The organism is Lentzea sp. NPDC058436 (assembly GCF_042721515.1).
Lineage (GTDB): Bacteria > Actinomycetota > Actinomycetes > Mycobacteriales > Pseudonocardiaceae > Lentzea.
In genome coordinates this window covers 957773-970273 of sequence record NZ_JBHXLF010000003.1, presented here as the reverse complement: position 1 = coordinate 970273, position 12501 = coordinate 957773, and the positions used below count along the sequence as shown (strand labels likewise).

The following is a 12501-nucleotide window of genomic DNA, read 5'->3' as shown; positions in this document are numbered from 1 at the left end:
CGTAGCGTGCCCTCCGGATTCCTAGGAGGGGACACGAAAGTGCGAAGAGTTCTGGCGGGAGCAGCGGCGCTCGCGCTCGTCACGGCGGGCATGGTCACGCCGGCCACGGCGACGCCGCCCGCGCAGCCCGAGAAGCAGGAGGTGCGGCAGTCCGACGAGCAGCCGCACGAGCTGGAGGTCAAGCGCCGCGCGTTGAAGCAGCAGGCGCTCGCCGACGTGCTGACCGGTCAGGCCACGACCGAGAAGCGGGGGACCAGCACCGTTGCGAAGGTCGGCAAGAAGCAGGACAGGGACCAGTACGTCGAACTGAAGCGGGAGAAGACCGACAAGATCTTCGTGATCCTCGCGGAGTTCGGCAACGAGCGGCACCCCGACTACCCCGACCGCGACACGAACCCCGGAACCCCTGGGCCGCAGCGGTTCGACGGGCCCGCGCACAACGAGATCCCCGAGCCGGACCGGGCGAAGGACAACACGACCATCTGGCGCGGCGACTTCAGCCGCCAGTACTTCCAGGACCTCTACTTCAGCCGCAAGAAGGACGCCAACTCCGTCGCGAACTTCTACGACAAGCAGTCGAGCGGCCGCTACACGGTCAACGGCCTCGTCTCGGACTGGGTGAAGGTCAAGTACAACGAGGCACGCTACGGCCGCAGCAACGGCTTCCCGTGCAACGACAACATCTGCAACAACTCGCGTGAGCTCATCAAGGACGCCGTCACGCAGTGGGTCGCGGACCAGCAGGCCGCCGGGAAGACCACCGCGCAGATCAAGGCGTCGCTCGCCGAGTACGACGTGTGGGACCGCTACGACTACGACTCCGACGGCGACTTCAACGAGCCCGACGGGTATGTCGACCACTTCCAGATCGTGCACGCCGGCGGTGACCAGGCCGACGGGGACCCGTTGCAGGGCGAGGACGCGCTGTGGAGCCACCGCGGCTACGCGTTCAAGAACTACACGTCCGGTCCCGGCACCAACAAGCTCGGCGGCGCGCAGATCGGTGACACCGGCATCTGGGTCGGCGACTACACCGTGCAGCCCGAGAACGGCGGCGTGAGCGTCTTCGCGCACGAGTTCGGCCACGACCTCGGCCTGCCGGACCACTACGACACCAACGGTGGCGCGAACGGCGTCAACTGGTGGTCGATCATGGCCCAGAACCGCGTGAACGCGCCCGGCGAGGCTCCCGGCGAGCGCGCCAACGAGTTCTCGGCGTGGGACAAGCTGCAGCTCGGCTGGCTCGACTACGAGGTCGCGGTCGCCGGTCAGGAACGCGTCTTCGACCTCGGCCCGCACGAGTACAACAGCGCCAAGGCCCAGGGACTTGTTGTCGTGCTGCCGGACATCTCGAAGGACTTCGACTACGGCGCGCCGTTCGAGGGCAGCAAGATGTGGTGGAGCGAGAAGGGCAACGACCTCGACCACTCCATGACCGCGCCGCTCGACCTGCGCGGCAAGACCACCGCGTCGCTCACGCTGAAGGCGCGTTTCGACATCGAGCCCGACTACGACTACCTCTACGTCGAAGCGTCCAATGAGGACGGCAGCTGGACGCAGCTCGACGGCACGGCCGGCGGTCAGCCGTTCGCCCGCGACTCCGGGAACTCGCCCGCGATCAGCAGCACGTCGAACGGCCAGTGGGTCGACGTGAACGTGCCGCTCGACGCGTACGCGGGCAAGAACACCAAGCTGCGCTTCGCCTACCGCACCGACGGCGCCCTCGCGCCGCAGGGCTTCTTCGCCGACCAGATCACGGTGACCGCGGACGGCGCCCCGGTGCTGACCGACGGCGGCGAGACGGCGGGCGTGTGGACCACGCGCGGCTTCCGCACGACCGGCGGCAAGGAGACGAAGGCGTTCGACCAGTTCTACATCGCGTCGAACCGCACCTACGAGTCGTACGGCAAGTACAACAAGACCGGCCCGTACCGCTACAGCTTCCCGGACAAGCCCGACTTCGTGGAGCACTTCCCCTACCAGGACGGCCTGCTGGTGTCGTTGTGGAACACGAGCTTCCTCGACAACAACGTCAGCGAGCACCCCGGTGAGGGCCTGATCCTGCCGATCGACGCCAACCCGGCCCCGCTCTACAACCTGGAGGGCCAGCGCTGGTCGACGTCCGTCAGCGGTTACGACGCGCCGTTCGGCCTGCAGAAGTCGGACTCCTTCACGTTGCACGTCAACGGCAAGGCGTCCTACGTCCGGGGCGCGGCGGCCCAGCCGACGTTCGACGACACCAAGCAGTTCTGGTTCGCCGAGCAGCCGAACGCGGGCGTGAAGCTGCCCGCAGTCGGTGTGGGCCTGAAGGTGCTGAGGCAGTCCGGCACGTCGATGACGGTGAAGTTGTTCAAGACGAAGTAGCGTCCAGTGCATGACCGCTGAAGACATGCTGGCCGTCGCCGTCGAAGAGGCGCGGATGGGACTCGCCGAGGGCGGGATCCCCATCGGCGCGGCGCTCTTCGACGGCGACGGCCGTCTGCTGGGCCGTGGCCACAACCGCCGCGTGCAGGACGACGACGCCTCCATGCACGCGGAGACGTCGGCCTTCCGCAACGCCGGGCGGCAGCGCAGCTACCGCGGCACGACCATGGTCACGACGCTGTCGCCGTGCTGGTACTGCAGCGGCCTGGTCCGCCAGTTCGGCATCTCGAACGTGCTGATCGGCGAGGCCACCACGTTCCACGGCGGCCACGACTGGCTGGCGGAGAACGGCGTCGGCATCACCGTCGTCGAGGACCCGGCGCTGATCGACCTGATGACGACGTTCATCGCCGACAGCCCGCAGCTCTGGTACGAGGACATCGGCCAGGACTAACGTCAAACGCATGGCTGCTGTGCTGGTCACCGGCGCTGACGAGAGCCCCGAGATCGCCCGCCTGCTCGAACAGGCGGGCCACACCGTGCACCGGAACGCCCCGCAGGCGCTCGACGTGCTGGTCAACACAGCGGCACTGGCGCCCGAGACGTTCGAGGCCAAGGTCGCGGGCCTGGCCGAGGTCCTGCAGACCTACCTGCCGGCACTCGAACGGTCCGCCGCCCCGGTCGTGGTGAACGTCAGCGACTCCGAGCTGCTGACCAAGGCCGCCGCCACCGTCGTCACCGAGCAGTACGCGAGGGCGTTCCCGCACGTGCGGATCAACGCCGCCGAGCAGAACGCGGTCGCGCGGCTCGTGCGGGACGGCGGCTACTTCGAGTCGGAGTAGCGCGCCACGGCCGCGTCGAGAGATCCCTCGATCGTGAACACGGTGTCGAGCCCGGTCGCCTCGATCGGCCGCAGGGCCGCGCGGCTGGACGCCACCACCACGAACTCCACGCCGGACCGGGACGCGCGCTGCTGGCCCAGCACCAGGGCCTCCAGGCCGGCCGAGCCGAGGAACCGGACGCCGCCGAGGTCCACCAGCACCGCCCGCAGGCCCTGCACGACGTGCGTCTCCAACGGGCCGGTCAGCTCGCCGCTGGAGGTGGTGTCGAGTTCACCGGACACGTGCAGCACGACGACGTCGGATGCGATCCGGTCGACGACCACGGATGCCAGAGCGGTGGGGTCGGGCACGCTGTCTCCCTTCAAAGCATCAACAGCCAACGTTAACCCGCCCCTGGGTGAGCGACCAACGGCCCCTCAGCGAACCGCGGCCCGCCTGCAGCGACGCGTGGACGTGCCGGGTCAGCCGGGCGTGCAGTTCGTGGCACGCGGTGAAGCCCAGTCGGACGTCCTCCGGCGGGCACTGGACGGGCAGCAGCTGCGCGAACGGGTCACCGCCGATGGTGTCGACCGCCGTCAGGAACCCGACCAGCGCGCCGACGAGCCGCCGGTGCGAGCCGAACAACGACAGCGCGTTCGCCAGTGCGAGAGTGGGTGCGGGCATTTCGTCAACGCCGACAAAAGTGTCCACGTCGCGCAACGTCACGGTGAACAGCACCGAGTGCGTCCGCTCGGACCGCGTGCCGTACGCGTCGCCCTGGATGTCGCGCAGCACCGACCGCATCTCCCGGCGCGGCCGCCAGAACGCGTGGTGCTTGCGCAGTTCGGCGAGGCCCTCCTCGGACAACGCGGCGGGGGTGGTCACCTCGGTCAGGGACCGCAGCGCCTCCTCCCAGCGGGCTTCCAGCGCCGCGTGGAACTGGGCCAGCACCGGGTGTTCCTCCCAGCCGGCGGCGACGTCGTCGAACCCGCGCGTGCGCAGTTCGTGGCAGATCCACAGCGACAGCTGGAGGTCGTCGTCCAGCCACGCGTCCCTGGTGCCGCCGCCGGCGAGCAGCGCGGGCCGCGGCAGAGGCGGCTGCCGCAGGGCTGCGACCAGGGCGGAACTCATGTGGCCGCGGGGAGCGGGGAGGCGCATCAGGTTTCCTCACGCGTTCGGGCGATCAGCATGTCCACAAGGGACTCGGGGTCCGGGAAGCGTCGTTGCCGAGCGGCACCGCAGCCGTTGTGGCGCAACCAGTCGAGGTGCTGCTCCACAGTAGACAGCGTGCCGCGATCGCGCAGGGCGACCTCGACGTGTTCAACGAGCGACACTGCCCGGTCGAACGCGGGGGAGAGTTTTCCGGTGTGTGGATCGGCGGCCAGTCCGTCGACCCCGTCGCGCGACGCCCGCCAATATGCCGCCCGCAGCACGGAATCGTCCACCCGTCCTTCGGAGGGTTCCGTCACGACGAGGGCGCCGATCAGCTCGGCGAGAACCGCGACTTCCGTTGCCAGCTGGGGGATGTCCGCGACGCGCACCTCAACGGTCGGATGATCCTCCGACGGGCGGACGTCCCAGTAGACCATCGCCTTGTCCAGCAAGGCCTGCGTCGCGATGAGCGCGTCGACCGTGCTGTCGTACTGCTCCGGTCCGTCCCACACGGGCGGCGGTCCGCTCACCGGCCAGCGCGACCAGACCATCGACCGCCAGCTGGCGTAGCCGGTGTCCTCCCCTCCGTAGACGGGGGAGTTCGCGCTCAGCGCCAGCAACGTCGGCAGCCACACCCGCAGCTTGTTGGACGCCCGCAGCGCCTCCGCCTTGTCCGGCACGCCGACGTGGACGTGCAGCCCGCACGCGCCCTGTCCGATGACGAGCCTGCGGTGGGAGTACTCGATCTGGTGATAGCGGGGGTCGTCCGAGCCGGGAGGCGGACCGGCCTCGCCGATCGGCGGCATGCCCGTCGCCACGAGCCGGCACCCGGCCTCGTCGGCGGCGTCCACCAGCACCCGCCGCCCGCGCCGCACCTGCTCGTCGAGCTCGGCGAAGGAGGAGGTGACGCCGGTGGCGACCTCGATCTGGAACGGGGTCAGCTCACCCTGGACGTCGAGGTCACCGGGAGCGCGGGAGATCTCGTGGACTCGGGGCGCCAGCGCCACCGGCCGTCGCGTGTCGGGGTCCACCAGGAGAAATTCCTGTTCCACACCGACCGTGTAGTGGTTCATCGGCGAGCGGGTACCCGCCTCTCGTGCTGATCAACCACGGAGTGGCCACATGAGACTGCGGCGCAGCGACCCGGCGGGCCCCGGCTGGACCCGCCGCCGTCACGGCAAGGGGTTCCGCTACGTCGACGCGCGGGGCGCGACGCTCACCGCCGACGACGTCACGCGGGTGAAAGACCTGGTCATCCCGCCCGCGTGGAAGGAGGTGTGGATCTCCCCGCACCCCACCGGCCACATCCAGGCCGTCGGCTACGACGACGCCGGACGACGTCAGTACCTCTACCACGAGCAGTGGCGCACCGAACGGGACGCGGAGAAGTTCGACCGGGTGCTGAAGCTCGCGCCGAAGCTCGGCAGGTTCCGCGAGCAGGTCGAGCGGGACATGAGGTCGCGCGGCCGCAAGCGGTTGCTCGCCCTCGCGCTGCGCATGCTCGACCTCGGCGTCTTCCGCGTCGGCCACGAGCAGTACGTGGAGGAGAACGGCACCCACGGCGTCGCCACCCTGCTGTGCGAGCACCTCGCCGTGCGCGGGGACAGGATCCGGTTCTGCTTCCCGGCCAAGTCCGGCGTCGAGGTCGACGAGGAGGTCACCGACCCGAAGCTGGCCAAGGCGCTGAAGTCGCTGCTGAGGAACAAGACGCCGGACTGCCGCGTCTTCGACATCACCGCCGACGACGTCAACGAGCGGTTCCGCGAACTGGTCGGCGACGAGTTCAGCGTGAAGGACCTGCGCACCTGGCACGCCACGGTGTTCGCCGCGAAGGCGTTCTCGGCGGCCATGGAGGAGCGCGGCAAGCCGTCGGGGCGAGCGGTGAGCGCGGTGATGAAGGACGTCGCCGGGCAGCTCGGCAACACGGCCGCCGTGACGAGGAAGTCCTACGTGGATCCGCGCCTGGTCGAGGCGTTCGAGCAGGGCGAGGTCATCGGGGGAGGAGACCCGGAACGGGCCGTGCGCAAGCTGCTCAGGCGAGCTTGAGCGCGGCCCGGTCGCACTGGCGGCACCACGCGGCACCCTGCGCCGCCGCCAGTGAGGCGAAGCCGGCGATGAAGTGCAGCGCGTTGCTGCCGGGGTTGACGTTCAGGAAGTTCACGACCTCGTCGTCGTAGCGCGCGAGGCCCAGCCCGAACATCACCAGGAACAGCACCGCCACCAGCAGTGCCGTTCCGCTCAACGCCTTGAGACGCGGAGCGGACAGCAGGAGCGCGGCGCCGAAGACCAGGTGGATGACGTTCTGCAGCGGGTTGACCCGCAGCCAGAGGATCCACGTCTCCGACTCGCCCGCGAACGACGAGAAACCGGTCACGAAGAAGCCACCGACGCCCCAGATCACGAGCAGGGCGCCGGTGCCGACCGCCAGCTTCTGGGGCCATCGCAACCGGTTCATGAGGCCAGTATCGCCAGAACCGGACATTCCCGCTCGTTCATTTCACTCCTCTGCCAGCAAATCGTGCCGCAACTGCTCCAGGGACTTGGTGAGCAGCCGCGACACGTGCATCTGCGAGATGCCCACGCGCCGGGCGATCTCGGTCTGGGTGAGCCGGCCGAAGAAGCGCAGGACCACGATGGTCCGCTCCCGGCGGGGGAGGCCCCGCAGCATCGGCTGCAGGGCCTCGTGGATCTCGACGCCCTCCAGTGCGGGGTCGTCGACGGTGGAGCTCTCCAGCGAGTCGAGAGGCGCGAACGCGATGTTCTTCTCGATGCGCAGGCCCTCGTAGACGTCGGTGAGCGACACCCCCAGGTGCCGGGCGATCTCGGAGGGAGTAGGAGAACGCCCGGTCCGGTGCGACAGCTCGGCGGTGGCTCCGTCGATGGCGTCGCACAGCTCTTTCAACCTGCGGGGTACGCGCACCGCCCAGCACTGGTCGCGGAAGTGGCGCCGCACCTCACCGGTGATCGTCGGCACGGCGTAGGACAGGAAGTCCGTCTGCCGGCCGACGTCGAACCGGTCGATGGCGTTGATCAGTCCTACCGCGGCCACCTGCGCGAGGTCCTCCATGGGCTCACCGCGCTCGCTGAAACGACGGGCGATGTGCCTGGCGAGCGGGAGGTACTCGCGCACCAGCCGGTCTCGCATCACGTAGTAGCGAGGCGAGTCACGGGCTGTGCGGGCGAGTTCCTCGAACGCCGCGTGCTGGTCCGGCGTCAACGCGCACCGCGATCAGACCTGGGGCGGCGGCGTCACGTCGCCGCGCCACGCGCCGGTCTCGGTGCCGCGGTTCTCGATGAACTCCTTGAACCGCTTGAGGTCGCCCTCGATCCGGTGGCCGACGACGCCGAGCGCGGCACCCGCCTTCTCGGTGAGGGTCTCGGGCTCGTAGTCCATCTGGAGGTGGACACGAGTGGTCTCGTTGTCGATCCGGTGGAAGGTGACCACGCCCGCCTGCGACGGTCCCTCGACCGTCGTCCACGCGACCCGCTCGTCGGGGTGCTGTTCGGTGATCTCCGCGTCGAACTCGCGGACGACGCCACCGATCTTCGTGGTCCAGTGCGTCATGGTGGGCGTCAGCTGGTCGATCTTCTCGACGCCGTCCATGAACGCCGGGAAGGATTCGAACTGGGTCCACTGGTTGTACGCCGTGCTCACAGGCACCTGGACGTCCACCGACTTCTCAATGGTGGTCACGAAACCTCCTCCTTCGATTGGTGTTGGCACGTGAGTACCCGTGTCACGCCCTGTTACACATCGGCAACGAGTCCATTCAGGACAGTCACGCAGAGTGCTGAACCACTCGCGATCTGCGCATCACGAAATCGCCCACAGTGGTCAAACTGCTCTGTGATCCACGTCTCAGGAGCTGCATACTGCTCGGTATGTCAGGGGCCCCTAGGAGGCGCTGGTGCTCGAGGCGAACAACCTTGAGGTTGTCTACGACGACGTGATGCTGGTGCTCCGGGGCGTGAGCCTGCAGGTGCCCCAGGGCAAGGTCGTTGCCCTGCTCGGAGCCAACGGAGCTGGGAAAACGACGTTGATGAGGGCCTTCAGCGGCCTGCTCGACGTGCACGACGGCAAGGTCACCAAGGGCTCGATCACGCTCGACGGTGAACCGATCCACCGCCTCTCACCGGCGCGGATCGCCGAGCGGGGGATCAAACAGGCGCTGGAGGGCCGCCGGATCCTGGCCGAACTGACCGTCGAGGAGAACCTCAAGGTCGGTGGCCACGCGAGACCCAAACGACTCCGGCAGAACCTGGAGCGATGTTACGAACTGTTTCCACGGCTGCTGGAGAGGCGCAGGCAGAGCGCGGGCTACCTGTCCGGCGGTGAGCAGCAGATGCTCTCGATCGGGCGGGCGCTGATGTCCGAGCCGTCCTACCTCCTGCTGGACGAACCCAGCCTCGGCCTCGCGCCGTTGCTCGTGCAGCAGATCCGCGACCTCGTCGTGAAGATCAACGAACAGGGCACCACGGTCCTGCTGGTCGAGCAGAACGCCAGCATGGCGCTGTCCATCGCCGACCACGGCTACGTGCTGGAGACCGGCAAGGTCGTCATGGACAAGCCGGCGGAGGCACTGCTCGCCGACGAAGACATCCGCGAGTTCTACCTCGGTCTCGGCACCTCCTCGTTCCGTGCGGTCAAGCACTACAAGCGCAGGAAGCGGTGGCTGTCATGAGCGTTCTGGAGGTCACCGAGGTCCGCCTCGCGTTCGACGGCGTGGTGGCCGTCGACACCGTGTCGTTCAGCGTCGAGGAGGGCGAGCTCTTCGCCATCATCGGGCCGAACGGCGCCGGCAAGACGTCCATCTTCAACGTCCTGAGCGGCGTCTACCGGCCGCAACGGGGCACAGTCCGGTTCCACGACCAGGACCTGATCGGCATGCGGCCGCACCGCATCGCCGCGCTGGGCATGGCCCGCACGTTCCAGAACATCGAGCTGTTCTCCCACCTCACGGTGGTCGACAACCTGATGCTCGGCCGCCACAACCACATGCGGTACGGCGCGCTGTCGGCGTTCTTCTGGCTCGGCAGGGCCCGCAACGAGGAGCTGAAGAACCGGGCGGCGGTCGAGGACGTCATCGACTTCCTGGAACTGGAGCAGTGGCGGCGGTTCCCGGTCGGGCTGCTGCCCTACGGCGTGCAGAAGCGCGTCGAGCTGGGCAGGGCGCTCGCGATGGAACCGAAGCTGCTCCTGCTGGACGAGCCGGTCGCGGGCATGAACGTCGAGGAGACCGAGGACATGGCCCGGTTCATCCTCGACGTCCGGGAGGAGCTGAACATCCCGATGATCATGGTGGAGCACGACATGGGCCTCGTGATGGACCTCGCCGACCGGGTGATGGTCATGGACTTCGGCCGCCCCATCCGCACCGGCACACCCGCTGAGGTGCAACAGGATCCGGACGTCATCCGCGCCTACCTCGGCGAGCAGCACAAGAGCGTGACGCCATGACGACGACCGTCGTCACGCGCGTGAAGGACCGCGCCGAGAACACGCCCGACCAGATCGCGTTGCGTGCCAAGGACTTCGGCATCTGGCAGGAGGTCAGCTGGGCGTCCTACTGGTCGAACGTCGAACTGGTCGGGCACGCGCTGCTGGCTCTGGGCCTCGAACCGGGCGAACGGGTCGCGATCCACGCCGAGAACCGCCGCGAATGGCTCTACGCCGACCTCGGCATCGTCGCCGCCAGGGGCATCACGGTCGGGCTCTACCCCACGAACCCGGCGTCCGAGGTCGCCTACCTCCTGTCGCACTCCGGCTCGCGGATCCTCATCGCCGAGGACCAGGAGCAGGTCGACAAGGCGTTGCTGGTGTTGGAGGACACGCCGGACCTGGAGTGGATCGTCTACCTCGAACCACGCGGGATCAAGGGTCGGTACGACAACCCGAAACTCCTGGCCTGGGACGACTTCCTGGCGCTGGGCGCGGCCCACCGCGACAAGTTCGGGACGGAGCTCGCGGACCGCATGGCGGCCACCGAGTCCGGTGACGTCATGACGTTGATCTACACGTCCGGCACCACCGGGCCGCCCAAGGGCGCGATGCTCACCGTGGCGAACGTCGAGTTCGCCGTCCACGTGCTGGTGGAGGGCGGCGGTTTCACTTCGCCACCGCCGTCCTCCGCCGACGTCACGCTGTCCTACCTGCCGTTGTGCCACGTCGCCGAGCGGATCTTCACGACGTGGTTCAGCGCGGCCAGCGGTGTGCAGGTCCACTTCGCCGAGTCGATCGAGACGGTGCAGGCGAACCTGCGCGAGGTGCAGCCGACGATCCTGTTCGGCGTTCCCCGCATCTGGGAGAAGGTGCTGGCGGGCGTCAAGATCGGCGTCTCCAGCGCGTCCTGGATCAAGCGCACCACGACCCAGTTCTGGCTCAAGCGCGCCGAATCCATCGGCGAGACGCTGGTGAGGACCGGCGGCAGGCACACGGGACAGAGCCGGATGCTCTACGCGCTGGGCTGGCTGTTCTGCTTCCGCGCGCTGAAGGCCCGCATCGGCATGCGGTACGTCCGGTACGCGGCGTCCGGTGCCGCGCCGATCGCGCCGGACGTGCTGAAGTTCTTCATGGGCATCGGGGTGCCGATGCACGAGGTCTACGGCATGACCGAGAACACCGCCGTGGCAACGGGAAACCGGCCGGGACGAGTCAAGCTCGGCACCGTCGGCGAGCCGCAGCCCGGCACCGAGCTCCGGATCGACGAGGAGACCGGCGAGGTCCTCACGAAGCACGGCGGCACGTTCGCGGGCTACTGGCAGGACCCGGAGTCCACCGAACGGGTGCTGAGCGACGGATGGCTGCACACCGGTGACGTCGGCGAGTGGGTCGACGGCACGCACGTGAAGATCACCGACCGGATGAAGGACATCATCATCACCGCGGGCGGCAAGAACATCGCGCCGTCCGAGCTGGAGAACGCGCTCAAGACCTCCCCGTACATCAAGGAGGCCGTGGTGATCGGCGACCAGCGGGCGTACCTCGTGGCGCTGATCGGCATCGAGTACGAGACGGTCGGCCACTGGGCGCAGCAGCGCAAGATCACCTACACCACCTACCGGGACCTGTCGGAGAAGGCAGAGGTCCTGGAACTGGTGCAGAAGATCGTGACCGAGGCGAACGGGAAGTTCGCCCAGGTCGAGCAGATCAAGAAGTTCCGGATGTTCCCCAAGGAGCTCGACCACGAGGACGGCGAGCTGACCGCGACGCAGAAGGTCAAGAGATCCGCGCTGGGCAAGATGTTCGACGACCTCGTGGAGTCCATGTATGGATGAGTTCCTGCAGTCGTTGATCCGTGGCCTCGGCACCGGGTCGATCTACTCGCTGCTCGCGCTCGGCTTCGTGATCATCTACAAGTCGACGCAGGTGATCAGCTTCGCGCAGCCGGCGTTCATGCTGGCGGGCGCTGTGCTGGTCTCGTACCTCTCGCCCGCCGTGTCGTTCGTCGGGGCGGTCGTCGTGGCCGCCGTGGTGATCGCCGTGCTGGCGCTGGGAGTGGAACGCACCGTGCTGCGGCCGATGGTCGGCAAGCCGGTGTTCGTGGTCGCGATCATCACCATCGGCGTGGACGTCGTGGTCAGGGTCGTGACGAACGCGTTCATCGGCCTCGACGTCCGGCAGGTCGGTGACCCGTGGGGCCTGAACACGGTGAGCTTCCTCGGAGCCGAGGTGCAGCAACGGTATCTGGTCATGATCGCGACCACCGCGGTCGTGACGGCGTTGCTGTTCCTGTTCTTCCGCTACTCGCGGATCGGGCTCGCCATGCGCGCGGTGGCCTACGACCAGGAGGTCGCACTGGCGCAGGGAGTCTCGGTCGGGTCGGTGTTCGCGCTGTCGTGGGCACTGGCCGGTGGACTCGCCGCACTGGCGGGCGTGTTCGTCGCGACGGGTGCCGGCGTCGACCAGCAGCTCTGGATCGTGGCGCTGAAAGCGTTGCCCGCCATCATCATCGGCGGCCTGGAGTCGCTGGGCGGCGCCGTGGTCGGCGGGCTCACGGTCGGGGTGGTGGAGTCGCTCTTCGGCACCTACCAGAACGACTTCGCCCCGTGGCTCGGCCCGAACTTCGGGCTGGTCGCGCCGTACGCGTTGATGCTGCTCGTCCTGCTCGTCAGACCGTACGGACTGTTCGGCAAGAGGGAGGTGGAGCGGCTGTGAAGGGTCGTC

The 12501-nt window shown here is 68.2% G+C and carries 14 protein-coding genes; 8 read left to right on the top strand and 6 right to left on the bottom strand.

Translation table 11 applies throughout. The annotated features are described in order from the left end of the window. Positions 1 to 39 precede the first annotated feature (39 nt). From ACFWN2_RS18320 to ACFWN2_RS18310, 3 genes are read left to right on the top strand one after another with little or no spacing between them, the layout of a single operon-like run. Positions 40 to 2364: an immune inhibitor A domain-containing protein gene (locus tag ACFWN2_RS18320; RefSeq protein WP_382428671.1), complete on the top strand. Its 2325-nt coding sequence runs from the start codon at positions 40 to 42 to the stop codon at positions 2362 to 2364. Positions 2365 to 2374: 10 nt separating this feature from the next. Then, on the top strand, positions 2375 to 2818 hold the full coding sequence (locus ACFWN2_RS18315) for a nucleoside deaminase (protein ID WP_382428670.1): 444 nt from the start codon (positions 2375 to 2377) through the stop codon (positions 2816 to 2818). A gap of 10 nt (positions 2819 to 2828) precedes the next feature. Next, positions 2829 to 3206, top strand: coding sequence for a hypothetical protein (locus ACFWN2_RS18310; RefSeq protein ID WP_382428669.1), 378 nt, complete (start codon positions 2829 to 2831; stop codon positions 3204 to 3206). Here the strand turns inward: ACFWN2_RS18310 and ACFWN2_RS18305 are convergent. Genes ACFWN2_RS18305 through ACFWN2_RS18295 form a run of 3 tightly spaced genes read right to left on the bottom strand, consistent with a single transcriptional unit; the run spans position 3188 to position 5410 of the window. Further along, a complete protein-coding gene (locus tag ACFWN2_RS18305; protein ID WP_382428668.1) occupies positions 3188 to 3556 on the bottom strand; it encodes an STAS domain-containing protein in 369 nt (122 codons plus the stop codon). The genes ACFWN2_RS18310 and ACFWN2_RS18305 overlap by 19 nt on opposite strands. A gap of 19 nt (positions 3557 to 3575) precedes the next feature. Next, positions 3576 to 4343 carry an iron-containing redox enzyme family protein gene (locus tag ACFWN2_RS18300; RefSeq protein ID WP_382428667.1) on the bottom strand — a complete coding sequence of 256 codons (768 nt, stop codon included), beginning with the start codon at positions 4341 to 4343 and terminating at the stop codon, positions 3576 to 3578. Next, on the bottom strand, positions 4343 to 5410 hold the full coding sequence (locus ACFWN2_RS18295) for a glutamate--cysteine ligase (RefSeq protein ID WP_382428666.1): 1068 nt from the start codon (positions 5408 to 5410) through the stop codon (positions 4343 to 4345). The genes ACFWN2_RS18300 and ACFWN2_RS18295 overlap by 1 nt, the downstream gene beginning before the upstream one ends. A gap of 49 nt (positions 5411 to 5459) precedes the next feature. On the opposite strand from ACFWN2_RS18295, the gene ACFWN2_RS18290 reads away from it, so the two are divergent. Continuing rightward, on the top strand, positions 5460 to 6383 hold the full coding sequence (locus ACFWN2_RS18290; protein ID WP_382428665.1) for a DNA topoisomerase IB: 924 nt from the start codon (positions 5460 to 5462) through the stop codon (positions 6381 to 6383). On the opposite strand, the gene ACFWN2_RS18285 is transcribed toward ACFWN2_RS18290, so the two are convergent. From ACFWN2_RS18285 to ACFWN2_RS18275, 3 genes are read right to left on the bottom strand one after another with little or no spacing between them, the layout of a single operon-like run. Continuing rightward, a complete protein-coding gene (locus tag ACFWN2_RS18285) occupies positions 6370 to 6792 on the bottom strand; it encodes a DUF4383 domain-containing protein (protein WP_382428664.1) in 423 nt (140 codons plus the stop codon). The genes ACFWN2_RS18290 and ACFWN2_RS18285 overlap by 14 nt on opposite strands. A gap of 42 nt (positions 6793 to 6834) precedes the next feature. Then, a complete protein-coding gene (locus ACFWN2_RS18280; RefSeq protein WP_382428663.1) occupies positions 6835 to 7554 on the bottom strand; it encodes a SigB/SigF/SigG family RNA polymerase sigma factor in 720 nt (239 codons plus the stop codon). A gap of 12 nt (positions 7555 to 7566) precedes the next feature. Continuing rightward, complete coding sequence (locus ACFWN2_RS18275; protein ID WP_382428662.1) at positions 7567 to 8031, bottom strand: SRPBCC family protein; 465 nt, start codon at positions 8029 to 8031, stop codon at positions 7567 to 7569. A 214-nt stretch (positions 8032 to 8245) separates the two neighbouring features. Between ACFWN2_RS18275 and ACFWN2_RS18270 the strand changes: the two genes are divergently transcribed. The 4 genes from ACFWN2_RS18270 to ACFWN2_RS18255 are packed head-to-tail and all read left to right on the top strand — an operon-like array spanning position 8246 to position 12492. Continuing rightward, positions 8246 to 9019, top strand: a complete 774-nt coding sequence (locus ACFWN2_RS18270; RefSeq protein ID WP_382428661.1) for an ABC transporter ATP-binding protein — start codon at positions 8246 to 8248, stop codon at positions 9017 to 9019. Further along, positions 9016 to 9795, top strand: a complete 780-nt coding sequence (locus ACFWN2_RS18265) for an ABC transporter ATP-binding protein (RefSeq protein ID WP_382428660.1) — start codon at positions 9016 to 9018, stop codon at positions 9793 to 9795. Before ACFWN2_RS18270 ends, ACFWN2_RS18265 begins: the two co-directional genes overlap by 4 nt. Next, complete coding sequence (locus ACFWN2_RS18260; protein ID WP_382428659.1) at positions 9792 to 11612, top strand: AMP-dependent synthetase/ligase; 1821 nt, start codon at positions 9792 to 9794, stop codon at positions 11610 to 11612. Before ACFWN2_RS18265 ends, ACFWN2_RS18260 begins: the two co-directional genes overlap by 4 nt. Further along, positions 11605 to 12492 carry a branched-chain amino acid ABC transporter permease gene (locus tag ACFWN2_RS18255; protein ID WP_382428658.1) on the top strand — a complete coding sequence of 296 codons (888 nt, stop codon included), beginning with the start codon at positions 11605 to 11607 and terminating at the stop codon, positions 12490 to 12492. Before ACFWN2_RS18260 ends, ACFWN2_RS18255 begins: the two co-directional genes overlap by 8 nt. The last annotated feature ends 9 nt before the right edge of the window (positions 12493 to 12501 follow it).

Bases quoted from the DNA above. Each gene is read 5' to 3' on its own strand.
- ACFWN2_RS18315 (WP_382428670.1), top strand. From the start codon at position 2,375: ATGACCGCTGAAGACATGCTGGCCGTCGCCGTCGAAGAGGCGCGGATG.
- ACFWN2_RS18310 (WP_382428669.1), top strand. From the start codon at position 2,829: ATGGCTGCTGTGCTGGTCACCGGCGCTGACGAGAGCCCCGAGATCGCC.
- ACFWN2_RS18300 (WP_382428667.1), bottom strand. From the start codon at position 4,343: ATGCGCCTCCCCGCTCCCCGCGGCCACATGAGTTCCGCCCTGGTCGCA.
- ACFWN2_RS18295 (WP_382428666.1), bottom strand. From the start codon at position 5,410: ATGAACCACTACACGGTCGGTGTGGAACAGGAATTTCTCCTGGTGGAC.
- ACFWN2_RS18290 (WP_382428665.1), top strand. From the start codon at position 5,460: ATGAGACTGCGGCGCAGCGACCCGGCGGGCCCCGGCTGGACCCGCCGC.
- ACFWN2_RS18285 (WP_382428664.1), bottom strand. From the start codon at position 6,792: ATGAACCGGTTGCGATGGCCCCAGAAGCTGGCGGTCGGCACCGGCGCC.
- ACFWN2_RS18265 (WP_382428660.1), top strand. From the start codon at position 9,016: ATGAGCGTTCTGGAGGTCACCGAGGTCCGCCTCGCGTTCGACGGCGTG.
- ACFWN2_RS18260 (WP_382428659.1), top strand. From the start codon at position 9,792: ATGACGACGACCGTCGTCACGCGCGTGAAGGACCGCGCCGAGAACACG.
- ACFWN2_RS18255 (WP_382428658.1), top strand. From the start codon at position 11,605: ATGGATGAGTTCCTGCAGTCGTTGATCCGTGGCCTCGGCACCGGGTCG.